Here is a 23,508-nt window from a genome sequence, read left to right as displayed (position 1 = left end):
TGACGAACATGCACAATTTATAATGTGCGGAAGAATGTTGTTTTCATAAAAACTCAAAGGTATGGCCCTCTATAATTTGGGATCTAAATACTTAGCTTATTGGATATCGCTTACCGCATATCATTATTGGGTGAACACAATGTGGAAAAGTTGATACTTTGCTATTTCTTTGCGCTTAGTAAAAATAACGGAAAAGCCCCGTGTGGTCTGCGCATAATACTTGCATCCATGACTTCAACATCGCGGAAACCTGCCTGCTTTGCAACAGTAGCAATCGCGTCTCGGCCAAAACCAAAATGGTAGACACCTGTGTCTTCTGTATGGAAGCTGCCATCTTCCTTGTCAAGATCAGCAATAGCGATTACGCCGTCATCATTTAACATAGCGTGAAATTTAACGAACATTGCCCCAATATCTTGTACATGATGCAGGGTCATGGAAGAGATAATGCCATCAAATTTCATAGGTATATCCTTAGATTCTAAGTCAACTTCTAAGATATTCAGTTCGCAGCTGAGACTAGACCTTTTTTTCTCAAGTTGTGCATTCATCGATTTTGAAATATCAACAGCAGTAATTTTTTTGACAAATGGCGCGATGCGTTCAAGCAGTAAGCCCGTGCCTGAGCCAAAATCCATTAAGTGCATTGCTGAGTTAAGGCTGACATTTTTGATAACAGCATTGGCAATGTTTTCGATGTTTGACACTCTGTTATTATCTTTATCGTAAATATGGGCTTTATGTTCGAAAAAATCATTGCTCATCATTATTTCTCGTTATGTTGCATCGTTTGATCATCAAAGTTCCAAGGATTTTTCGATGAAAAGTGTTGGCTATTTTTTACTTTCATCCCGCCACTGCAATCTACTTTTTTCTACGCATAGCGCAATAGCTTCGCGACAGGTTTAATGATCGCTATGTTGAATTGCATTTTCTTGGATAGTGTTTAATTTTGCTGTCAGTTAAAGTTACCATGCAGCTTACTTACTAAGATGATAAACAGTAAAAAATTACGCGGCTTAACTCCCCTCAGAAGTGACTACTATATTTCTGATGTTTTTTAAGTACTCAATTTAATGTCTAGTTTTAGAGTATTTAAAGGATGTGCTAGCTCGATACAAATGGCAACATAGTCGGCTATTGAAAACATCATTTTGCCATAAAGTTGAGTTGTATCATTTGAAATATTCACAACGCGCACAAGCTATTTCACCCTTTTTTGCCATGGCTTTTAGTGAAAAAGCCGCCCGTTTAGAAGCACAAGGCAAACATGTTGTTAAATTGAACATCGGTGAACCTGATTTTGGTGCTCCGCCTGACGTATTGTTGGCAATGCAAGACCTTGCGCGCAATGCGCGTCTTCCTTATACCTCAGCACTCGGCTTACCAGAACTGCGTGCTGCCATTGCTGGCTTTTATAAAACCGCTCATCAAATTGAACTCGACCCCCAGCGTATTGTGGTCACGGCTGGCGCATCGGCTGCCTTATTGCTGCTGGCGGCGGCCTTTGTTGATGAAGGCGACAAAGTGATAATGGCGGACCCCTCTTACCCCTGTAATAAACAATTTATAAAAAGCTTTGGTGGCAAGGTGCACTTAGTGCCGACCCAAGCCGATTCGCGTTTTCAATTGAATAGGAGATTGCTTGAACAACATTGGCAAGCCGGCACGCGGGGTTTAATGCTCGCGACTCCCTCTAATCCGACTGGTACATCTATAGCGCCAGATGAACTCGCCGCAATGTGCCAATTTGCGCGTAGCAAAGGGGCGTGGCGAATGGTCGATGAGATTTATCTTAATTTGCATCATGGCGCAGCCGATTCACAGCCGATGAGTGCCTTATCTTTTGATGATGAGGCCTTAGTCATCAATAGTTTTTCAAAATATTTTGGTATGACGGGTTGGCGACTAGGATGGTGCGTGGTGCCTGAGCGTGCAGTGGATGTCATGGAACGATTGGCGCAGAACTATTATATTTGTCCGTCTACGTTGGCGCAAAAAGCCGCGTTACAGTGTTTCACGCCAAGCTCTATTGCGGTGTGCGAGTCACGACGGGCGACGCTTGTTGCCCGTAAAAATTTAGTACTGGCTGGATTAGCAAAATGTGGATTGGCTGTTCCTGTTCATCCTGACGGAGCCTTTTACGTTTATATCGATGTCAGTTCTACAGGGCTCTCAGCTATGACCTTTTGTGAAAGGGTCTTACAAGAAGCACATGTGGCTCTCACACCCGGCAACGACTTTGGTGAATACCAAGGCGATCAATATGTGCGTTTGTCATTCGCTTCTGCTGAAGCTGAACTGGAAGAAGGTTTGCATCGGCTTGCACTATTTATGCAGCGTTTAAATAGCTGACTGAACTTGGCTTAACTATCGTGCAGAGCTCAAATTAGCTCAAATTAGCGAAACTATCGGGGGAATGTTGTCAATTGATGTTATTGAGTGAGCAGGAGCAAGTTTAACTTTCAGGATAGCGATATTGTTACCCCAATAAAAAATTGTTATGAACTAAAATTCAAGGATCAAATTAATCTTCACTTAAGCGCATAGCGGCGTAGGGTGGTAAACCAATAGCTAAACAAAAGAGTCAAGATGTCTTCTAAATCAATTCAAGCACCTACCATTGCCGTGACCGGACCCAACAAGGGTGGCACCGCAGCTTGGTTATTTACGGCACTCAGTGTGAAATTAGCCGGTGGTAAGCCTGTGCGGATTGTACCTGATGAGTTCGACGGTTCCCTTAATTATGATGGGATTATTATTGGCGGCGGCTCAGATATTCATCCGAATAATTTCAAGAAGGAAAAGCTTCCAGACGTAAAACGCTCGCTTTTTCTGCGGTTTAAAGAAAATATGTTTTATCCGATGGAATTTATCAGCGGGCGGTCAAATTCTTCCTACGATAAAGAGCGAGATGAAATGGAGATGAAATTCATCGATTTTGCATTAGAGCAAGGTAAGCCGATATTAGGAATTTGTAGAGGACATCAGCTACTCAACGCAACATTGGGTGGGACAATGTACGAGTCCACACTGCCTTTGTTGAAAAAAACAATGAGGATACGCAGCCCTTTCCCCCGCAAGACAGTCATTTATACTCAAGATGATTCATTGATAGCAGATATAGTCGGTGATGATCCAATCAAGGTAAATGCTATACATTCTCAAGCAGTCGGCGAGCCTGCCGAGGAGTTAAAAGTTACAGCGAAAGAAAAATCGGGCATCAATCAGGTAATAGAGAAAAAAGGAAGTGACATAGTACTAGGTGTTCAATGGCATCCTGAATATCTCTTTTATATGTCAGTACAGCGCAAGATCTTTAGTTGGTTAGTCAATAAATCGGCAAACCCGCAGATATCTCTGAGTAAAATAGAGTAAAACTGGCAGTTATGTAATCTGAGTATATTCCCAAGCTGGTGCTGTTGTTTACTTCAAATAGCGTTTAACTTTAAGCGCTGTTTAATACAATACAGACGCTGGCCTTAGTGCCTGAAAGGCCACTATTTTGTGCTAAATATATAGTGGCCAATATCGTTAATATCACGGCGCATTTCTTGCTGAAAATACAAATAATTTAGGTGTGAAAACGCTTCTGCAATGGCAAAAAATAGATTGTGCTCATTTAATTCCCGTTTAAATAATACCGGCAAGCAATCCTTGATAGTTTTGCCTTCTTTACAAAACTCTCTTAAGTGTTCTAAGTGCTCGTGGTGATGCTCAATTAACTCATCAACGCGATTATGCAGACCAATAAAAGGTTGTTTATGCGAAGGCAATACTAGGGTGTCTTCAGGTAAGTTTTTAAACTGCGGTAAGGTGTCTAAATACATTTTCAAAGGATTGGCATTGGGCTCTGTGCTATACACCCCTATATTGGGCGTAATAATGGGTAATACGTGGTCGCCGGATATTAAGACATGGGTTTGCTTGTTATATAAACATACATGTTCGGGTGAATGTCCTCTGCCAATCATGATTTGCCAGTGATCAGTGCCGATTTTGATTTCTTCACCTTCTTGCAATCGTTCATGTTGCAAGGGAATAGGCAGGATAACTTGGCCTACTCCTTTATTGTTTTTACGTTTTTCGCTTGCTTGGGTAACGTAATCTGCTGACATACCACAGCGCACTAAATATTCATCGTCTTGCCAGCCTGATGCACCTCTGCTGCCAGCAGAAAGTGCCCTTGCAACAAAGTATTCAGAATGACTCATGTAAAAGGGAACGCGAAATTTGTCGACTAAATACCCAGCCATACCGATATGATCAGGGTGCAAATGCGTCACAATGACCTTGGTCAGCGGCGCATTAATCTTTGTTAACAGGCTATCCCATAAGGCTTGTGTCTTAGGTAAACCAATGCCAGTGTCTATCAGCGCGTAACCTTTAGTTTTGCTGGTAGCATCATAATCTTCAATCAAATATAAATTGATATGATTAAGGTCGAATGGTAAAGGCATACGTAACCACAAAATTCCTGGAGATACCTCTTGCCACTGACCGGGCTCAGGAATCTCTACATCAATAAAGTCGACTGCCACTGAGCGCACTCCATAATTTTAATTGGGGTATTACAATCAACTTTGGCCCAAACCACCACGCACAACGATGAATCATTAACTATCAGTGTCTTGAATACCAAAGTATTTCTTGATTTTGAGCGTCAGATATTTACTAGAACGCCGTAAAAGTGGCTGTCCTGTTAAGTGCAGGTCATTACTCTTCATCGGCTCTGATCCCCTAGTTTTCGGGATATATATAGCAAGGAGGTTAAGGGCATCAGCGGCAGGTGTTCCAGAGCATGATCTCATTCAAAATAAGGAGTGTTTTTTGTCGCTTGAATTGAACTTGGCGTCTTGCACTTTAACCCAATAATCTAGTCAACAGATCTTCTTCAATGGCCTAGTTCTCAATACTTCACAACAAATTCTTGTATTACTGATTAATTTTGTAAAGAGAGTATGCTTGATGTTCTCGCTGCAATCTTAGGCTAATCTGATTTTGGTAATGTCCGAAAAACAAGACAGTCAAAACTTCGAATCTACTACGGTTGAACCTATAGTCACCGAAGGTGAAACACAGACTCGCGTTAGCTTTCCAATCGTTGGTATCGGGGCTTCCGCTGGCGGATTAGAAGCATTTTCTAACTTCTTCAAAGCATGTCCGGCAGATACCGGCATGGCCTTTGTATTGGTGTCGCACCTAGCTCCCGATCATCACAGTCTGCTTACCGAAATATTGCAACGTACTACCAGTATGCTTGTCACCCAAGTAGTTGATCATGAGCGAGTTGCCCCTAATCACGTATATATTATCCCACCCGCCTATGATATGGCCTTATTTAATGGGGTGTTACAACTATCGAGAACTGAACTTGCGCGAAGTCTGCACTTAACTATTGACATTTTTTTTCGCTCGTTGGCCGACGCTCAATCTGAGCGAGCCATCGGTATCATTCTCTCAGGAACAGCATCAGATGGCACTATGGGGCTCCGTGCCATACTCGGTGCAGGTGGTGTTTGCATAGTACAAACACCGAGCACCGCCAAGTATGATGGCATGCCGCAAAGCGCTATCAATGCGGGATATGCCACACATGTTCTGAATGTGGAAGATATGCCGGCGATGTTGCAGAAACTCTCGTTTCAGTCAAACTTACCAATAAAACTGCCTCCCATCCTATCGCCTAATACATTAAGTAGCCTCAACCAGATATTACTGCTGGTCCGCAGTAGTATGGGCCATGACTTCTCCTTGTATAAAAAGAGTACCATCGGTCGCCGGATTGAGCGCCGAATGGCATTGAACCATATTACAGACATCGCTGTGTATGCTCGTTTTCTCAAACAAAATGCCAATGAAGTGCATGCCTTGTTTAATGACATGCTGATCAACGTCACCAGTTTTTTTCGCGATGCTGATGCTTTTGTGATGCTCAAACGAGATATTCTGCCTAAATTGCTGGCAGACAAGCCGGAAAACTATGTTTTTCGTGTTTGGGTGGCGGGCTGCTCTAGTGGTGAAGAAGCCTATTCTATTGCCATTGTATTACGCGAATTGATGGATGAAATGCATATAGATCTTAAAGTTCAGATCTACGCCACAGATTTGGACGATGAGGTTATTAATACGGCCCGCAGCGGCAGTTATTCCGCTGGCATTGCTCTGGATGTTGGGCCCGAGCGCCTACTGCGTTTTTTTACGCTTGACGGTCATGGTTATAAGATCAAGAAAAATATCCGCCAGATGGTGGTGTTTGCTGTGCAAAGCATTATCAAAGACCCACCATTCACCAAGCTCGATTTACTCAGTTGTCGCAACTTGATGATCTATTTGGAACAGGAACAACAAAACCGACTGATCCCCATTTTTCATTTCGCACTTAATCCTGGCGGTGTGCTTTTTCTATCTAATTCAGAAAGCATTACCAATCATCATTATCTTTTCAAACAGCTCAATCGAAAATGGAAGTTTTACCAAGCACAAAAAACTGAGAACACACTCAATCTTACCCAATTCGAGAGTATTGCGATGACCAACAAATCTCCCCAAGTGCCACAGAAAATAGCCACGACAAAATTGCCAGCTATTAGTGTTGAGACTATAACCAATCGGATCTTGTTGCAGTCCTACGCCCCTGCCTCCGTCACTACCGATATTCGGGGTAATATTCTTTACGTTCACGGCGACATCAGTCCCTATTTTTTCACCCCATCTGGCCCAGTGACTACCCATATGGTCGACATGGCGCGCGCTGGATTGCAACTGCCACTGCGTACCGCACTGCAAGCAGCTATGCGAGGCGAAGTTACCATGAACAAAGAGGTAAGCATCAACACTAAAGGGGGCCATACTAAGGCTCAGTTTAGTGTGCGTCGACTGACTTTGCCTGTAAGTGAACCCAATAACGATGATTCTTTGTTATTGGTCAGCTTTCACGACGTGGTTGGTCAGTCAGAGGCCAAACGGAGGCGCGGTAAGCCAATTACAAGCTCAGAAGAGCATCTGCGCAACGAACAACTAGAAGGTGATTTAATCTACGCGCGTGAAAATCAGCAAGCCACTATCGAGGAAATGCAGGCGACCAACGAAGAGCTTAAATCGGCGAATGAGGAATTACAGTCTACTAACGAAGAACTGCAATCCACAAATGAAGAATTAGAGATGTCTAAAGAAGAGCTGCAATCGCTTAATGAAGAAACTATCACGGTTAACAATGAGTTAAGCAATAAGGTAGAGCAATTAAGCATGTCGCAAAACGACCTAAAAAATTTGATGGACAACATCACCACAGGCATTGTGTTTATGGACTACGAGCTGAATATTCGTAGTTTCACACGGGAGGCTGTGAAAGCCTATCGGCTAATTGCCACTGATGTAGGGCGGCCGCTGGGCGACATCACCTCCAATTTACAAGAGGGAAACTTGTTAGCAGAACTTAATACTGTGCTGAAAACACTGGTTCCCCAAGAAATCGAAGTTCAAACCCATGGTGGAGTTTATTATCTGGCACGCATACAGCCCTATCGCACCATGGATAATGCAATCGAAGGCTTGGTCATCTCTTTAACTGACATCGACATTTTGCGTAAAACCACCATCAAATTAGCTGAACTCGAACTAGTGCAACAATTAACTGAGGGCATCGTCAATACTGTTGTCGAACCCCTTGTTGTGTTAGATAGCGACTTGCAGGTCATCAGAGCCAGCAGAACATTCTTACAATATTTCATGGTGACGACAGAACAAACCATAGGAAATAAAATCTATGACCTGGGTAACGGCCAATGGAACATCCCGTCTTTGCGCGAACTGCTTGAAGAAATCCTACCTCAGAGGCAAACCATAGAAGGTTTTGTGGTGGAGCATGATTTTCCTGAGTTGGGCAAACGTCGCATGGTGCTCAACGCTCGTCGTATTAAAAGTTCGCTGGGCGATACTGAGTTAATTCTATTGGCGATGGTGGACATAGAAATAAAGGACTCGTGATGAAAAAAGATAATTTTGATAAGAAGCGAGCTGACAATAAATTGCGGGCTGCCGCCGAAGTGCAGTTGGTCGCTAGCCTACCACCTGACATCATGGTTCGGCCTATTGCCGAAGTACTGCACGAATTGCACGTACATCAACTCGAACTGGAAATGCAGAACGAAGCCTTGCATCAAACACAGCAGGCATTGGAAGAGTCGCGGGACAGCTATATTGAGCTGTATGAGTTCGCTCCCGTTGGCTATATCACGCTCAGTGAAAAGGGTCTGATCACCCAAATAAACCTTACCGGTGTCACTTTGCTGGGGCAAGAGCGCAGTAAGTTAATTAACAAAAGCTTACGTAAGCTGGTTGTTGCAGCAGATCAAGACAGATGGGTTCGTCATTTTATGGTTTTTAATAAAATGTCTAAGGTCAACAGCATCGAATTATCCATGCTACGGGGAGATGGTACTGTGTTTCAGGCAAATCTTGATTGTGTGGGTAAGCCATTAGGGGGATGCTTCACCTTAAGTGATATCTCCCTGCGCAAGCAGAGCGAGAAGGAACTGCGAATCGCTGCCACCGCCTTTGAATCACAAGAAGGTATGATGATAACTGATGATGATAATATGCTAATTCGGGTCAATAAAGCATTTACAACCATTACTGGCTATAGCGCAGAAGAAGTCCTAGGTAAGGATCCTCGCATTTTATCTTCGGGCAAACATGAGAAAATTTTTTATGACGAAATGTGGCGCAAAATAATTGCCTCCAACTACTGGGAAGGTGAAGTTTGGAATAAGCGTAAAAATGGTGAAATTCATCCCGAAAAACTCACCATTACCGCGGTAAAAAATCCAGACGGCAGGGTGACTAATTATGTGGGGACGTTTACTGACACTACTCTAAGTAAAAATTCCGAACGAGAAATTGAGTATTTAGCTTTTTACGATCCGCTTACAGGTTTGGCTAATCGTCGGCTGATGCTTGACCGCATTAAACATGCTATGGCAACGAGCAAGCGAACTGGAAATTTATGCGCTTTACTCTTTCTTGATATTGATCACTTTAAGACACTTAATGACACCTTAGGCCATGATATGGGTGACCTTTTATTACAGCAAGTTGCAGTGCGTCTGAAAGAATGTATACGTGAAGAAGATACCGTTTCTCGTTTTGGTGGTGATGAGTTTGTTATATTATTAGAAGGTCTAAGCTCACTGCCGATCCAAGCCGCCACTCAAGCAGAAGATATTGCCAACAAAATTTTGACTTCGATTAACAAACCTCATCAACTTACCGGAAATAAGTACACCAGTAGTACCAGTATTGGTATTACCCTATTTAGCGCCCATGAATCTGAAGCAGAAGAGCTTTTAAAGCAAGCTGACATCGCTATGTATCAGGCAAAAGCTGATGGACGTAAGGTACTGCGTTTCTTCGATCCTCGCATGCAGTCAACCATCACAGCCCGTGCAGAACTTGAACAAGAATTAAATCAAGCGATAGAGCTACAGCAATTTCAATTGTATTACCAAATACAGGTGGATAGTGCTTTACACACCATTGGCGCAGAAGTCTTAATCCGTTGGATCCACCCAGAGCGAGGCTTAATTCCGCCTTTAGATTTTATTCCACTTGCGGAACAAAATGGGACTATTTTGACAATCGGTCAGTGGGTGCTCGATAGCGCCTGCGCTCAACTTAATGTTTGGCAACAAGATGTGCGCACTCGTGATCTGACCTTATCGGTTAACGTCAGTGCTAAGCAACTTGGTCAGTCTAATTTCATCACGCAAGTTATAGAGAGCATCGAACAGCATAAAATTAATCCTAAGTATCTTAAGTTAGAATTAACCGAAAGCGTATTACAAGATGATATAGAAGACATCATTACTAAAATGAAGGTATTGGCAGATATTGGTGTTCAATTCTCACTGGATGATTTTGGAACTGGCTATTCATCATTGCAATATCTTAAACAATTACCGCTATATCAACTAAAAATCGACAAAACATTTGTCGATGATCTTGTTAGCAATAGCAATGACCAAGCCATTGTTCGTACCATTATTGCTATGGCACATAGTTTGGGATTGAATGTTATTGCCGAAGGTGTAGAAACAAAAGAGCAACAACAACGATTATTGACCGAGGGATGCTCGGATTATCAAGGCTATCTATTTGGTAAACCTTTGCCGATTGAAGAGTTTGAAGCTTTACTTGAAACCTTGACGAACAATCAAACGAGTTACAAAAAATCTGGCGCTTAGATAGCTCTTTCTACCCAGTATTCTTTAACTGCGTTTATCTGTTAAGTAAATGAAAAGACCTAATGCGGTTAAAAGAAATGCCGTACTCATAATGATTGCGACTGGATAGTATAAATTACCAGCTAAATCTAATTGACTATATTTAATAACCATAATCAAGCCTTCAAGGGATAAAGCCACGCAAACCGTTCCGATAAACCTAGGAAGTGTTTCTCGTAAGCTAGAGATAGCATCCTTGTCATCGTTTTCAATAGAGCCCGAATATTCTTTATTTATAATAAAGGCTAACTCAAAAACAGCCAGTGCGATAATGCCCGTATTTATACTCCCTAAAAATACTTGTGTGACATTTTCTTTGCTCAATAATCCTTCTACCACGTTGAAAAGTAGAGAACAAACAATCACAACCGCCAATCCAAAAAAGATCACGGTGAGTATTTTTGCAAAGATTTTTCTTATTAAAGACGTTTTTTGATGATTCATTATATCCCCCAATAATACGTAAAATTATTTTTGAGCCATCTATAAAGGTTGAGGACAGTCTCACCAGTTTGTCGAAACGACAACAATACAGCAATATCACTACTTATACTTTGTAAAGGAATTACCATAACGTTATCCAGTAGAACACTCATTTGTGTCGACGACATACTCTTTTGTTATTTTCTTGAGGGGCACAGACATTGATTTACGCTGCGTTATCATTCAGGCCCTTTTTGTTTTAATAAATAACGACTTCTTTGTCACTACCATCTTTACGAGGTGTAACTTCGCCAATCTTGATGACGCCTTTAATATTTGCCAGTTGTGCCCCCACCTCTGGCGATACTGATACCAATAGGCCGCCGTTGGTTTGCGGGTCAAAGAATAAATCAATGACTTGCATGTTTGCGGTTTTACTCACAGTGCAGCGGTTTTTTAGGGGCAATAACTGAGGAAGTAAACTTGAGGCAATACCCGACTGCGACAGTGCTAGTGCGCCAGCAAGTAAGGGCACTTTATGGCTGTTGATGTTTATTTGGAGGTCTGAGTTGTCGACCATTTCTAGGCAGTGACCAACTAAGCCAAAACCGCTGACGTCGGTTGCTGCATGAATGTCATGCTTGCGCAGTACTTGGAAAAAAGCGCGGTTAGAAGTCAGTAAATGTTGCCAAAGTTGCTCAACAATTTCTGCATCGGCCTTACCTTGCATGTCAGCGGCTAAAATGATGCCTGAGCCTAGGGGTCTATTTAGTAATAGCCAATCGCCAGCTTTGAGGTTGTTTTTAGGCCACACGTCACGCTGTTGGCCGTTGACCACAATGGCCAGGTGCGTTTCTTTGCCTTCAGTGCTGTGACCACCAACCAGAGTAGTTTGGTGATTAATGAGTGTTTCGCTTATGCCACTCATCAACTGCTGAAAGTCACGCTTACTCAAGCGAGGGTGGGCGAAAGCAATATTGGCCCAGACTTGTGCACTGGTAGCTTGAATACCCATGGCGTACAAGTCATTTAGCGCATGATGAGTAGTCACAATGCCAAAACGATAGAGATCATCAGTAAAGGCGCGAAAGCCATCGATACTCTGAAATACGCTGTGCTCTTGGTTGTAAATGGCAAGTGCAGCGTCTTCGGCTTTAGATAAGTTAATTGCTAAGTTTGTTTGCTCGTAAATGGGCAAGCCTTTGAGCGAGTCTTCGAGTAATTGCGGACCAAGTTTGCTGCCGCAACCGGCGCAATGCATGGCTTCATCCATATCACTGGGCATATTCGGTAAATCTTGTTGAAACAAATTCATAAAACTTAAATCGATGTGGTCTTTCCAGCGCCAGACCCACTTACCAGAAAAACTGAAGCCCCATTTTTGCCCAACAGCATTGCGAGCGCCCAGCGAAATAAGAGATAGAAACCCACTTTGTAATTTGGTTGTGGTGAATGCTTTGTGGGTAAGAACAGCCCGTAAGTTTTTTTCTAAAAAAGGCGCTGAACGCACCGCATAAACACCTGCCTTAGGCCGGGGGGAAAAGGTCATACAGGCGACATCACCGGCAGCAAAAACATCAGGATGAGAGATGCTTTGCAGGTAGGCATTTACTTCAATAAAACCTTGAGAGTCGGTTGCCAGCCCGGCTTTTTTGGGCCAGCTGGGTGCCGTGGCTGGGGTGCACCAAATCGATTTATCAATGCTCATGGTTTGTTTGTCGTCTGCGACTAACTGATGTTGCTCAACTTTAGCCACCCTAAAATTATTCACCAAGTTTACCTTTTGATGTTTTAGCGCACTGCGGACGCGCTTTTGCACACCGCTCTGGTAACCTGCCAGTAAGTCTGAGCCTGACTGCACCAACGATAACTGAATAGGTTTATGTTGTTCTGCAAACCGGTGAGCAATCGCCAGTGTTATTTCCACACCTGCAGCCCCAGCTCCAACAATCGCCCAATGGGGCGTCTTGCCGTGATAATCATGAGCGAGCAATTCCGCCCACGCAGCAGTTAACTGGCTAATTGGTTTCACTCCAACCGCAAATTCTTTAGCACCGGGCAGGGTTAGATTAGGCGTCGAACCGACATCGATTGATACTTTGTCGTATTCAATATCAGGGTGGTTTTCTATTTGAATCCGTTTACGTTCAAGATCAAGGCCGATAACACTGCCATGAATAAAACGAACTTGAGCGACTCGAGTCAGTTTATTCAAGTCAATATGAGTTTGTGCTTTGGAATAATGTCCACTAATAAAACCCGGTAGCATTCCAGAGTAGGGGGTAAGACAAGAGTCTGAGATAAGGGTGAGCCGCACATTGGGGATGGGCTTCATCGCTAACATTCTTAGCACTAATACATGGGTATGGCCGCCGCCAATAAATACCAGGTCTCTTTCGTTCAAGAAGGTTGCCTCATTAATTTGATAAAAACCGATTTACTTATGCTGTTTTGTGCTGTGATAGCCAATCGAGGATCTCCTGATGACTACCTTCAAAAATTTTGAATTTGGCTTTTGCACTTAATTGATATTCATACATTGGATCGTAATAATCACTCAGCAGCACCTCAATTATGTCGTCAAACTTGCTCCAACTGCCCTGATTCGACAATTGTATGACGCCACTGTCCAGTAAAGTACTTAGATTTTTAAAACGCTCACCACCGAGGCGATTTTTTATCCGTGTCAAAGCACCGCGGATAAAACCATCAAGGTAGGTTAAGGCCACATCTTCACCTTTGCTCAGTTGTGATTGGTAGGCATGGACAAAATAGTCTTTGCGAATTCGCTCAATCCGCTCTTGCAAGGGGGCGATGAGTACTATGATCGGTGCCTGCTTACTCAGGGCTAAATACTCTGGCAACAACGCAATATGACCAATCATGCGTGACTCATCTTCAAATAAGACTGGTGTATTGTTTTTATTGGCATGTTTTAACCAGCTCACCGACCAGGCGTTTTCAAAATCAATTTGGCTGGGTTGTTTACTGCCAGTACTGCCAAATGCACTGCCGCGGTGATTGGCTAGACCTTCAAAGTCGACTGATTGGGGCCATTCGTGAATCACTTCCGTTTTGCCCGAGCCCGTGGGACCTGATAGCACTTGGATATTTCCTTGGCTAATACGTTCATGCAGTTGCGCCAATAAAAACTGACGCATCGCCTTGTAACCGCCTTCGATAAAAGGCATGTCGATGCCCGCTTCGCTCAGCCATTGTTGGGTCACTCGGGAACGCAGACCACCGCGAAAACAATATAGAAGACCTCCGGGGTTTTGCTGATGAAATTGCTGCCAAGCTCCGACCCGTTGCGCTTTAACTTCGCCCTTTACTAAGCTGTTGCCTAAGGCAAACGCTGCCTCTTGGCCTTGTTTTTTGTAACACGTACCAACGGCCTCCCGCTCGGAATCGTTCATGAGTGGATGATTGACAGAATGCGGAAAAGCACCCTTGTTGAATTCAATCGGGGCTCTTACGTCCATCATTGGAATATCATTAAGAAACAAGGCCGTATAGTCGGCGGTAGTTTGCAAGCGCAGTCCTTAAAAGTTTAATTCGAGGCCTAGCTTAGCAGAATTGTAATAACTTTAGTGCTCCCAAGTATAAATGGACAGATAGAAAGAGCGCTTGCAGGCTTCTATTGTGAGCACTTGATTTGCGTGAAAAAGCCCCCAACTCTCTTAATCGAACATTTAGCATGCGTTTGTGCTGGTGCAACTTGAATTTTGGTGGCACCGACCTGCGCTATGAAACTAACCGATAAAAATGAAAGGACGAGCAAATGATTGCAGATCAAAAAGTAGTATCGCTAAACTTCACCGTTAAAGACACCGAGGGACAAATTGTTGATAGCTCTGAAGGTGGCGAGCCGTTAGTTTACCTACATGGCCAAAACAATATTATCCCGGGTTTAGAAGCCGCACTCGTGGGCAAAGCCCCAGGCGATGAATTTGCAGTAACCGTTGAGCCGACCGAAGGCTACGGTGAATATAATGCCGAAATATTACAAGTCGTGCCTCGTGAAGCCTTTCAAGGCGTTGAAAATATCGAAACAGGCATGGTATTTACTGCTCAAACCGAGAGCGGGCCGGTGCAGTTAGTCGTCGCTAAAGTAGAAGACGATAATATTACTGTCGATCCTAATCACCCCTTAGCGGGTAAAACGCTGAATTTTTCAGGCTCGGTAATTGAAGTGAGAGAAGCGACTGAAGAAGAGCTCGCTCATGGTCACGTGCATGGCGCAGGCGGTCATCAGCACTAAGCTCCGCCCCTGATAAAATAAAAAAGCCAGCACTTTTGTGCTGGCTAATTCCTGCATTTAAAAGGTCGCCATAAAATTTAGGCAGCCTGATTTTCTTAATGTCCTAGTACATTCTTGTCAGTTTTCTTTGATTGCTTGGCCGCTTTCTTTTCTTTTGCGTTTAAAAGCGGTTTCTTTTTAGAATCTTTTTTGCTGTCTTGTCCTTTGCTCATAATATTTACCTCTAGCCATCATTTAAATTAACCTAAAGTCAGTTTGAGCCAACCTGAGACTGTTCCTAAAAATTGACATCAATGAAAACGGTAATGTCGATATATAGGCGCCTAGTATGAGCCTAATAGGGGGCAACTGAAAGATAATGTTAGCGTGGGTGTTTGAATATTTGCTGGCCTAGCTTACTTGAAAAAGCAGTTTGGAATTACTCCAAGTCTTTATCATTCTTACAAATAATATGATTCACTAGACAAAATTAATTTGGTGTATACATGCATCGCCTGAAACGCTAAATAAAAACGCCCACGTCTGTGGGCGTTTATCTCTATGCTAAGCGTTAACGCTTGGATGTTTAAGGTTCGTCATTGACCAATAAGGCTTGAGCGCGATGTTGATAAAACTCTGGGTTTAAGCCAATCAGCTGTGGAATGGTTGCGGATACTGCAATTGACGATAGCGTACCCACTACCACTCCAGCAAAAAGACCAATCGCAAAACCTTGCAGAGGCTGACCACCAAATATCCAAATTGCGCTGATAGTTGCCAGTGTAGTGCCAGAGGTGATAAGGGAGCGAGTTAGGGTCGACTTAATTGCAGTATCAACTATGTTACTCATACTCATATTGGTTTTTGCACGCATGACCTCACGTAATCTGTCTCCGATAATAATGGAGTCGTTGAGCGAGTAACCAATAACAGCGAGTACACTGGCCAGCACCGTTAAATCAAAAGGTAGGCCAAGCCAAGCAAACAAACCGAGCACCACCAATACGTCATGCATTAAGGCGACCAATGAGCCACAGGCTAAACGCCATTCAAAGCGCCAGGTTAGATACATCATCATCGCGATCGCGGCAAAAAGTAAGGCTAAACTGCCGTTGTCGATAAGTTCTGAGCCCACTTGTGAGCCGATATACACTGAGTCTTGCGGTGTAATGTCATAGCCGCTTTGGCTGGTAAAAGTATTCAACCACTCTTTGTCGATGATATGCGCTGCGCCATCTGCTTGACGGATCGTCCATTGGGTTCCGAGCGCGTTACTGTTTAGCTCAAAGTCAGCGGATAAGTGCGTTGTTAGTTGGCTTTTCATTTGGTTTTTATCGATGCTTTGTGAAGTGGTGAACTCGGTCATGTAACCACCAGTAAAGTCTAGCCCTAGGTTTAAGCCTTTAAAACTTAGGCCGATAAGCGACAGCACTATCAGGGTAATCGCCAGATAAAAGCCTGCTAAGCGGTACTTGCTGAAAGTGGCTAAGGTCGCTGTAGCATTTGTGGTTTGCTTAAGCTCATCTTGTTTGCTGCTGATAATTGATTTACTGCTCATTAGATTTGCTCCTTATGTTTAAGCGCAATTTGTGGTTTAACTAAATACGTCAGGGTGTGGGCGACAAATACACCGGTAAACATGCTGGTTAAAATGCCTAAGCTTAATGTTATGGCGAAACCTTTGACTGGCCCGTAACCAATACTGAGCAAAATAAGCGCTGTGATCATGGTGGTCACATTGGCATCTAAAATTGTTGCGAAGGCTTCTTTGTAGCCGGTTTCAATGGCCAAAAAGTTACTGCGCCCGCGCTGGCGTTCTTCTTTTATCCTTTCAAAAATCAGTACGTTAGTATCTACCGCCATGCCCACGGTTAAAACCAGTCCGGCAATGCCTGGTAAGGTCAGTATCACGTTAGGTAATAAGGCCATTAAACCTAATAAACACACTAGGTTTAGCACCAAACTAGCATTCGCAATAAGGCCCAATTTGCGATACCACAAGCCCATAAACAGTAAAGTGATACTCAAGCCTATGGCCAAGGCCATAATACCGTTACTGACGTTTTCTTTACCCAGAGAGGCTTGAATGGTGCGTTGCTGCACAATGGTGATGGGCGCGTCTAATGAACCAGCGCGTAATAATAAGGCCAGATCGGCAGCCGCCTGCGGGCTGTCTAAATTGGTAATGCTAAAGCGCTTACCTAATTGACTTTGAATAGTTGCTACGCTGATAACTTTGCTACTTTTGACCATCTCATCGGCAGGGTTTTTATGATATTCAGAAAAAATAGTGACCATAGGCTTACCGATGTTATCTCGGGAAAATTCCGACATATTCTTACCGCCGATGCTGTCAAGCGTCAGATTTACCAGTGCCATACCCATTTCGTCACGCCCGGCATGGGCATTTTCGATATTTGCGCCAGTAAAGATAGGTTTGGGCGCAACAAGTAAGCGCCGCCCATTTTCATCAATAAAACTTTTGGCAGCGACTATGTCGCTATTGGTCATTTGATAAAAGTCTAATGAAGCAGTGGCACCAATAATACGTTTGGCTTGTTCAGGGTCTTTTACCCCAGGCAGCTCGATGCGAATGCGGTTTTGTCCTTGACGCTGAGTCACCGCTTCGGTGATACCGAGCTCTTCGATACGACTGCGCAAAGTCGTCAGGGCCTGAGCCATAATTTCATGGTGAAAAGTACTAATATTTTGTTCTGAAAAAGTCAAAGTACCACTACGATCGTCCGTTTTTGCGTAGCTTATGCCCGGCAAACGTTGTTGTAATTCACTCACCACGGCCTTTACCTGAAAGGCCTGCTCACTGAGAAAGCCTAACTCGATTTTGTTTTCGGCCGCCGTTTTACTATCAGTTTTGTCAGTGACAAGAGCCACTTTGACACTGATACCTTTGAGGTCTTTATCATGAATGATCTGTAAGGCTTCGTCCTTAGCATTGCTAAGACGTTCTTGGTCAGCTTTGTGGGTATCCACTTCTAGCACAAACAGCACACCGCCGCTTAAGTCTAAACCCAACTTAATAGGTGACATGCCAAGCCCTTGCAGCCAATCAGGCGCAGCCGATTGGTTACTTAAGCGCACGTGATAGTCATCACCCAAAGCGTTCTTTAGCTGTTCTTGGGCGCGAACGAGTGTTTCGTCATCTCTATCAATAACGATTTTGCTGTCAGTTTCACTATTAATGATTTGCTTAACTTGAATATCTGCTAGCTGCATTACTTTGCGTAGCTGCTCGGGTGAAGGTAAGTGTTGAATATTCGCTTGGGATTGAGTTGAATTAACGGCGCTGATCAGTAATGCATTGTTATTGCCGTATAAAGTAGGGATGGCATTTAAGCCCAAAATAATCACAGTGATAATGATCAGTAAAATTTGCCAAGTGTACTTGGACTTTGTTGTTTTTCGCATGTTTGTTCTCTTTTGTTCCCCAGAGACAGTCATCAGACGTTTAACGACTTATGGCTAAAATGGGGGGCGCAGGCGCAGTAATACGCAAGCGCGAAATTAATTTCAGTACAGCAGTACTTACAAAAAAAGTGCGCTGTAATAGCGCGAGAACGAATTAACTCAGGTAGGTTATGCTAGCAGTGTACATGGAATTACCGTCTTTCCAGCCGGCAAGGCGACCATGCCGATTAGCTGCGTCGGGACGCAAGTACCATGGCACGGCGCTGTTTGTGATCAAGGGCGCTAAAAAGTATTTTAACCCTAAGATTTCAGGTAGAAATTCGTGGCTTAAAACAAAAATTGGTTCAATTTGAACCACAGAGCCAAAAGCACTAGCGGCTTGGCGCTCAAAGGGAGGCAAACTGATATTGGGATTAAATCTGCGCTGATAAGTAGGTGTCTTACTTGAGCTGTTGCTCTCGTCGTTGTCAGCCAGTGTGTTTGATTTACTTTTTTGCACAGGTAACACGCAGTCAAAAGATAAGGTCTGGGTGAGCAAGGCATGGTGACTAATGGTCTTGCTGCTTTGGGCATCGCCGAATTGACTATGCAAATCAACAAAGTTATCAGCGTTAATATTCTGCGATTGTAATGGATTTTCAAGTGCGCAGGCAGGGGATGATATCGCTGCAAAAAGAGCCATACTCAAACTGAAAATAAATGCGCGCCAAATCCACATAAACGTTAATTAATTTGTTGTACCAAAACTGTTCAATAAATGGGGGCTGAAATACACAAATACAAGATCAAGGGTAATAAAATACCAATATGCCGTTATTAATAGTCGAACGGCTTACAGGTAGAAACTGATAATTTTTAAATTCATCTCATCAGTACATTCGACAGTTTCCTTAGCCACTCAATATAGATGTCATCTAAATCTATTAGCTTAAGTCTTTGGACGGTAAAGCAATATTGATTACATGCTTATAAAAGCGGTCTGATTAAATCATCTGCATAAATGTAAGTTAATTGATCCTTTTGTGTTAAAAATAGTGTAAAAGTAGCTGTCCGACTTGGTAAGCAAGTGGTAAGGAAGCGACATATTAAGCAATATGAACCGTATTAAATTTAGCCCAATAATGAGAATAAACCTATGCTAAAGAAAAGACCTGATGGAGAAGTTCAACCCGGTTTTAATTGGGGGCCTTTTACGATGCGGATACCCCTCATTCATTTACGTTTTTCCTTGTCTGATATGCTTCAAGGACTAGCCGTTGCCGGTGCTACAGGCATGGCCTTGGTACCCTATTTTATGGCCTTGTTAGGGTTAAATTTTGAAGAAGCGGTCACTATGGCGATGTTTCATAGTCTGCTTATTTCTTTTTCTTGGATGTTTTTTGGCGACCCGTATGCCCCCGGTTGGTTAACTCCAGCGATACCCTTTGTTGTGGCATTTATTACCGCGCCCGCTTATTTAGGTGACCATACCTCACAGTTTCAAGCCATGACTGCACTGTCATTAAACTTTGCTTTTATTTTGATTGTATTGGGGGTGACCGGACTTGGCGCTAAGTTGATTAAAGTGGTGCCTAATGTATTTAAAGGCGGCATTATTCTTGGTGCCGCCGTTGCGGCTTTTTTACGGGTAACCAAAGATGGTGATGCGGCCAACGTATTTCAGTCTGCCCCAATCGCTGGAACCTTGGGGGTAGTTGTTTGTTTGGTCTTTGCTTTTTCTAAACCCTTACAGTCCCTTGCGACAGATAAAAGATGGCTAGCCACTGTACTTGGTTTTGGTTTACTACCTGGCTTTGTTATCGCTGGGACCGTTGGGTATTTTACCGGTGAATTTGAATACAATATTCGTTGGGAAATTCTGGATGTAGGCGCATCGACCGCCTCTTTATGGGCAAAAGCGTCACCTTTTGCTATTGGTTGGCCGCCTATTGAGACCTTTTTGTCCTCCTTCCCCTTGGCGCTCATAACATACATTTTATTTTTTGGTGACGTAGTGACTGGCAATGAAATGATAGAACAAGCGCAAGTGATTCGCACAGATGAAAAGCTTGAATTAAATGGTAGCCGAGCGCATATGGCCACAGGTATCAGAAATATTTTGATGGGTATTATTGCACCTTTCTTTGCCACTCAAGGCGTATTGTGGACCGGTATACAAGTTGTGCTGCTTAAGCGCTGGACACAAGGGCGGGACAAGATAGATTCGATTTTTGACAGCATAGGCAGTTTTTACGCTTTTGGTTTGCCCTTTTTGTTTATATTTCTACCACTAGTGACGTTGCTACAACCACTGCTGCCAGTTGCGTTAGCGGTTACCCTTGTACTGACTGCGTTTGCTTGTGCAACCTTGGCTTTATCATTGGTACATGATGCGACAGAGCGTGGTGCAATGGTTATTACCGCCATGGCATTTAGCATTTTTGAACCTTGGTTAGGTTTGTTGGTGGGGATTATCACTATTGTCGCTTTATGTGGGCTTGGTGTTTTTAAACCCAAAAAAGACAGTTAAGGCAGGTTGAGCTTAATTCTTTCGCTAGCCCAAGAGATAAAAAGTGACTACTCGTTGCTACCTTTGATGGGCTTGGTTATTTAAAGCAAATCAAAGGTAGCAACGAGCAATAAGTCTACAGGTCTTATTTTACTGTGGCTTCGGTTGGCCTAAGTGAGTGTTCACTAGCAAAGTACAGCTACTATAGACTGCAAAGAGTCAATGTAAGCATTAACATCACCCTCAGCGCCTTTTACTTTGAGATGGTGAGCAAAGGCAAGTTTAGCAGTCATGAGCAACCAGAAAATGGCGCTAATCAATCCGACAAAACGCCATAAGTTTGATTTAGCCCACTTAAGCGCAAAGGTAATCGACAGTACATACAAAACAAAGCCAGCCAGCTTAGATGAAGCCCAACCATTGACAAAAGGGTACAAATTAAGTGGATTCACCGCCACCATGTAAATAAAGGTGATGACAAACAAGGTGTATAAAATATGCGGGCCAATTTTTAATATCTTATTATTTACCGCATCGGATTTTTTAATCGTCAATACAAAATTGATAATAAAAAACACGAAAGTCAGCAAAATTATCGTGAGGTGAGCATGTTTAACGATCATGTACATGGTAGTGGATCCCTGAGTTTATGATTTTTGAATTTGTCTTAATAAAAGCACTGTTGATAACTGATACAGATAGTAACGTAAAGTAGATTGTTTAAATTGATAAATTACCTCAACAACATATATTTCTGTTTTTAAACCGATAAAACTAACTTAAAAGGACTATCTTTGGTGCCTGCAGGGCAGGTTGATTGCAAAGCTATTAGGAAATGGCATTAATAGCTATGGTTGGTGTCGATCAGGGCTTTAGTCTTATTCAGTCTGCTAAAACAGAGCGCAAGATAGATTGTTACTCAATGAGTTCAAAATCAGATTTTGACGCCGAACAGTCTGGGCACGTCCAGTCATCTGGGATGTCTTTAAAGCGAGTGCCAGCGAGAATACCCTCATCAGGAAAGCCAAGCGCTTCATCATAAATTAAGCCGCAGGTGATGCAGCAATATTGGCGGTAGGCTTGTGCTGTCATGGTGCAGTTCTCACTTATCTTCTGCTATTTCTATGAAATCGGGCTTGTCTCTGACAAAGCAATCTGGGCAGGGGAAGTCTTCAGGAATATCTGCCCACAATGTACCAGCTGGGTAGCCTTCGTGGGCTGCGCCTTTATCTTCGTCGTAAATATAAGCGCAGTCTGGGCACTCAAATTTTGCCATTTTTATTCTCCATTAAAATCATGTTTTAGTGATGAGTTCAGTTGAACTTTGCTTACTCGTTCAAATGTTATAGTGTTTTACGATGGTAACGTTTGAACCTGTCGTCTTTTGCCACTGGATCCATATTGACATTATTCATATCGCCTTGCGCCCAATCGGCAACCTTAGGATCCATAACTGAAAACCAAACCTTGGGAAATAAGGCTAAGATATACATCCATGGATAACCCGCATGTAGCTTAGGCACATTGTTGTAATCACGCAGCACTTGATACGGGCGAGTAGGGTGGGCGTGATGATCAGAATGGCGTTGTAAATGCAACAGGAAGAGATTGGATACTTTATGATTGCTGTTCCAAGAGTGCTGCGGTTTACAGCGTTCATAGCGACCATTGGCTTCTTTTTTGCGCAATAAACCATAGTGCTCGATATAGTTTGCAGAGGTTAAAGCCCAATAACCGTAGGCAGCAACAATAGCCAAAAATGGGATCATCAAGGGGCCAAAAAAAGCTAACATTAAAGCATAGGCGGTGATGGTAATTAACGCGGTTTGAATAATTTCATTTTGCATTGACCATTCTGACTTACCGAGGCGCTGTAATCTTGCTACTTCCAGCGCCCTTGCCCGACGAAATGCGCCAGGTATTTCACGCAGCACAAATTTGTAAATGGATTCTCCCATTCTGGATGAGGCAGGATCCTCCGGTGTGGCCACATCTTTATGGTGACCTTTGTTGTGTTCAATAACAAAGTGGCCATAACCACTCAAGGCAAGGGCCAGTTGTGCAGCAAGTTGCTGCCCTTTGTCATTCACCTTATGGCCCAACTCATGGCCGATGTTGACACCCGATGCCGCCATAATTCCCCCACTTAAGGCTGCCCCTAAAAAGCTAAACCACGACCACTCGTACTGTGTGACAACATAGGCTAAAACGATTACTGCTAACCACAACATGGGTACTGCGATGAACAAAACATATTTGTAGTAAGCCTGATTTTTAATTTCTTCAACCAAGGTCTCGCTAGGGTTGGCGTCATCATCACCAAAAAACTTGTCGAGCAGGGTGATACCAGCATACAAAAAAACAAAGGGACCCCACAGCCATAAACCATTGCCACTTGTTACTGCATAATAAGCCGATAATAAGGGTAAAATAAGTACGATAAGTGACAGTGCATAGCAGTATTTTTTGCTTGCTATCCAAGCTGAATTATCTGACGGAGTATTAGAGCGAGCGGCGGCCAGCATATTTGGTTCAAACTTATTTTCCATAGTGTCTCTTGGGTCGGAATAAAAGAATCGTTATAAATTGAGTAAGATTTTATCTACCTTGAAATGCAAGCGACATGGCCTTTAGTGCCAAGCGTTGGT

At 43.2% G+C, this 23,508-nt stretch carries 18 protein-coding genes; 6 read left to right on the top strand and 12 right to left on the bottom strand.

Going from position 1 to position 23,508, the window contains the following annotated elements:
* Positions 1–161: 161 nt before the first annotated feature.
* Positions 162–767: a class I SAM-dependent methyltransferase gene (locus ABKW31_RS07700; protein ID WP_348615744.1), complete on the bottom strand. Its 606-nt coding sequence runs from the start codon at positions 765–767 to the stop codon at positions 162–164.
* A 412-nt stretch (positions 768–1,179) separates the two neighbouring features.
* On the opposite strand from ABKW31_RS07700, the gene ABKW31_RS07695 reads away from it, so the two are divergent.
* Complete coding sequence (locus tag ABKW31_RS07695) at positions 1,180–2,355, top strand: aminotransferase class I/II-fold pyridoxal phosphate-dependent enzyme (RefSeq protein ID WP_348615743.1); 1,176 nt, start codon at positions 1,180–1,182, stop codon at positions 2,353–2,355.
* Between the two features lie 237 nt (positions 2,356–2,592).
* Complete coding sequence (locus tag ABKW31_RS07690) at positions 2,593–3,378, top strand: gamma-glutamyl-gamma-aminobutyrate hydrolase family protein (RefSeq protein WP_348615742.1); 786 nt, start codon at positions 2,593–2,595, stop codon at positions 3,376–3,378.
* 122 nt (positions 3,379–3,500) lie between these two features.
* Here ABKW31_RS07690 and ABKW31_RS07685 read toward each other — a convergent pair whose 3' ends face one another.
* Positions 3,501–4,541, bottom strand: a complete 1,041-nt coding sequence (locus ABKW31_RS07685; RefSeq protein WP_348615741.1) for an MBL fold metallo-hydrolase — start codon at positions 4,539–4,541, stop codon at positions 3,501–3,503.
* A 466-nt stretch (positions 4,542–5,007) separates the two neighbouring features.
* Here ABKW31_RS07685 and ABKW31_RS07680 point away from each other — a divergent pair, with 466 nt between their 5' ends.
* Positions 5,008–7,989: a chemotaxis protein CheB gene (locus ABKW31_RS07680; RefSeq protein ID WP_348615740.1), complete on the top strand. Its 2,982-nt coding sequence runs from the start codon at positions 5,008–5,010 to the stop codon at positions 7,987–7,989.
* A complete protein-coding gene (locus ABKW31_RS07675) occupies positions 7,989–10,244 on the top strand; it encodes an EAL domain-containing protein (RefSeq protein ID WP_348615739.1) in 2,256 nt (751 codons plus the stop codon). Before ABKW31_RS07680 ends, ABKW31_RS07675 begins: the two co-directional genes overlap by 1 nt.
* 24 nt (positions 10,245–10,268) lie before the next feature.
* On the opposite strand, the gene ABKW31_RS07670 is transcribed toward ABKW31_RS07675, so the two are convergent.
* The 3 genes from ABKW31_RS07670 to mnmH all read right to left on the bottom strand — a co-directional run bounded on the left by ABKW31_RS07670 (position 10,269) and on the right by mnmH (position 14,239).
* Positions 10,269–10,727 (bottom strand): hypothetical protein, encoded by a 459-nt coding sequence (locus tag ABKW31_RS07670; RefSeq protein WP_348615738.1) that lies wholly within the window; start codon positions 10,725–10,727, stop codon positions 10,269–10,271.
* Between the two features lie 238 nt (positions 10,728–10,965).
* Positions 10,966–13,110: a selenide, water dikinase SelD gene (gene selD / locus ABKW31_RS07665; protein WP_348615737.1), complete on the bottom strand. Its 2,145-nt coding sequence runs from the start codon at positions 13,108–13,110 to the stop codon at positions 10,966–10,968.
* Positions 13,111–13,147: 37 nt separating this feature from the next.
* Positions 13,148–14,239 carry a tRNA 2-selenouridine(34) synthase MnmH gene (gene mnmH / locus ABKW31_RS07660; RefSeq protein ID WP_348615736.1) on the bottom strand — a complete coding sequence of 364 codons (1,092 nt, stop codon included), beginning with the start codon at positions 14,237–14,239 and terminating at the stop codon, positions 13,148–13,150.
* Positions 14,240–14,487: 248 nt separating this feature from the next.
* Here mnmH and ABKW31_RS07655 point away from each other — a divergent pair, with 248 nt between their 5' ends.
* The gene (locus tag ABKW31_RS07655; protein WP_348615735.1) at positions 14,488–14,967 is read left to right on the top strand and encodes a peptidylprolyl isomerase; all 480 of its coding nucleotides are present in this window, start codon (positions 14,488–14,490) and stop codon (positions 14,965–14,967) included.
* A gap of 565 nt (positions 14,968–15,532) precedes the next feature.
* Here ABKW31_RS07655 and secF read toward each other — a convergent pair.
* The 3 genes from secF to ABKW31_RS07640 form a co-directional block, all read right to left on the bottom strand.
* Positions 15,533–16,504 carry a protein translocase subunit SecF gene (gene secF / locus ABKW31_RS07650; RefSeq protein ID WP_348615733.1) on the bottom strand — a complete coding sequence of 324 codons (972 nt, stop codon included), beginning with the start codon at positions 16,502–16,504 and terminating at the stop codon, positions 15,533–15,535.
* Complete coding sequence (gene secD, locus ABKW31_RS07645; RefSeq protein ID WP_348615732.1) at positions 16,504–18,372, bottom strand: protein translocase subunit SecD; 1,869 nt, start codon at positions 18,370–18,372, stop codon at positions 16,504–16,506. Before secD ends, secF begins: the two co-directional genes overlap by 1 nt.
* Positions 18,373–18,526: 154 nt before the next feature.
* Positions 18,527–19,054 (bottom strand): hypothetical protein, encoded by a 528-nt coding sequence (locus tag ABKW31_RS07640; RefSeq protein WP_348615731.1) that lies wholly within the window; start codon positions 19,052–19,054, stop codon positions 18,527–18,529.
* Positions 19,055–19,507: 453 nt separating this feature from the next.
* On the opposite strand from ABKW31_RS07640, the gene ABKW31_RS07635 reads away from it, so the two are divergent.
* Positions 19,508–20,881: a xanthine permease gene (locus tag ABKW31_RS07635; RefSeq protein ID WP_348615729.1), complete on the top strand. Its 1,374-nt coding sequence runs from the start codon at positions 19,508–19,510 to the stop codon at positions 20,879–20,881.
* A gap of 164 nt (positions 20,882–21,045) precedes the next feature.
* On the opposite strand, the gene ABKW31_RS07630 is transcribed toward ABKW31_RS07635, so the two are convergent.
* The 4 genes from ABKW31_RS07630 to ABKW31_RS07615 all read right to left on the bottom strand — a co-directional run bounded on the left by ABKW31_RS07630 (position 21,046) and on the right by ABKW31_RS07615 (position 23,409).
* Positions 21,046–21,489 carry a SirB2 family protein gene (locus ABKW31_RS07630; protein WP_348615728.1) on the bottom strand — a complete coding sequence of 148 codons (444 nt, stop codon included), beginning with the start codon at positions 21,487–21,489 and terminating at the stop codon, positions 21,046–21,048.
* A 286-nt stretch (positions 21,490–21,775) separates the two neighbouring features.
* The gene (locus tag ABKW31_RS07625) at positions 21,776–21,952 is read right to left on the bottom strand and encodes a rubredoxin (protein ID WP_348615727.1); all 177 of its coding nucleotides are present in this window, start codon (positions 21,950–21,952) and stop codon (positions 21,776–21,778) included.
* Positions 21,953–21,962: 10 nt separating this feature from the next.
* A complete protein-coding gene (locus tag ABKW31_RS07620; protein ID WP_348615726.1) occupies positions 21,963–22,136 on the bottom strand; it encodes a rubredoxin in 174 nt (57 codons plus the stop codon).
* A gap of 67 nt (positions 22,137–22,203) precedes the next feature.
* Positions 22,204–23,409, bottom strand: a complete 1,206-nt coding sequence (locus tag ABKW31_RS07615; protein WP_348615725.1) for an alkane 1-monooxygenase — start codon at positions 23,407–23,409, stop codon at positions 22,204–22,206.
* Positions 23,410–23,508: the final 99 nt, after the last annotated feature.

It is taken from the genome of Paraglaciecola sp. 25GB23A, from assembly GCF_040012495.1.
Taxonomy (GTDB): domain Bacteria; phylum Pseudomonadota; class Gammaproteobacteria; order Enterobacterales; family Alteromonadaceae; genus Paraglaciecola.
Note: the sequence above shows the minus strand (reverse complement) of the source record. Positions and strands in the feature narration are given on the sequence as shown.

What these genes read in the sequence shown, in the direction of transcription:
- ABKW31_RS07700 (WP_348615744.1), bottom strand. Translation starts at nt 767, where the DNA reads ATGATGAGCAATGATTTTTTCGAACATAAAGCCCATATTTACGATAAA.
- ABKW31_RS07690 (WP_348615742.1), top strand. Translation starts at nt 2,593, where the DNA reads ATGTCTTCTAAATCAATTCAAGCACCTACCATTGCCGTGACCGGACCC.
- ABKW31_RS07680 (WP_348615740.1), top strand. Translation starts at nt 5,008, where the DNA reads ATGTCCGAAAAACAAGACAGTCAAAACTTCGAATCTACTACGGTTGAA.
- ABKW31_RS07675 (WP_348615739.1), top strand. Translation starts at nt 7,989, where the DNA reads ATGAAAAAAGATAATTTTGATAAGAAGCGAGCTGACAATAAATTGCGG.
- ABKW31_RS07670 (WP_348615738.1), bottom strand. Translation starts at nt 10,727, where the DNA reads ATGAATCATCAAAAAACGTCTTTAATAAGAAAAATCTTTGCAAAAATA.
- ABKW31_RS07655 (WP_348615735.1), top strand. Translation starts at nt 14,488, where the DNA reads ATGATTGCAGATCAAAAAGTAGTATCGCTAAACTTCACCGTTAAAGAC.
- secF (WP_348615733.1), bottom strand. Translation starts at nt 16,504, where the DNA reads ATGAGCAGTAAATCAATTATCAGCAGCAAACAAGATGAGCTTAAGCAA.
- secD (WP_348615732.1), bottom strand. Translation starts at nt 18,372, where the DNA reads ATGCGAAAAACAACAAAGTCCAAGTACACTTGGCAAATTTTACTGATC.
- ABKW31_RS07640 (WP_348615731.1), bottom strand. Translation starts at nt 19,054, where the DNA reads ATGGCTCTTTTTGCAGCGATATCATCCCCTGCCTGCGCACTTGAAAAT.
- ABKW31_RS07635 (WP_348615729.1), top strand. Translation starts at nt 19,508, where the DNA reads ATGCTAAAGAAAAGACCTGATGGAGAAGTTCAACCCGGTTTTAATTGG.
- ABKW31_RS07630 (WP_348615728.1), bottom strand. Translation starts at nt 21,489, where the DNA reads ATGTACATGATCGTTAAACATGCTCACCTCACGATAATTTTGCTGACT.
- ABKW31_RS07625 (WP_348615727.1), bottom strand. Translation starts at nt 21,952, where the DNA reads ATGACAGCACAAGCCTACCGCCAATATTGCTGCATCACCTGCGGCTTA.
- ABKW31_RS07620 (WP_348615726.1), bottom strand. Translation starts at nt 22,136, where the DNA reads ATGGCAAAATTTGAGTGCCCAGACTGCGCTTATATTTACGACGAAGAT.
- ABKW31_RS07615 (WP_348615725.1), bottom strand. Translation starts at nt 23,409, where the DNA reads ATGGAAAATAAGTTTGAACCAAATATGCTGGCCGCCGCTCGCTCTAAT.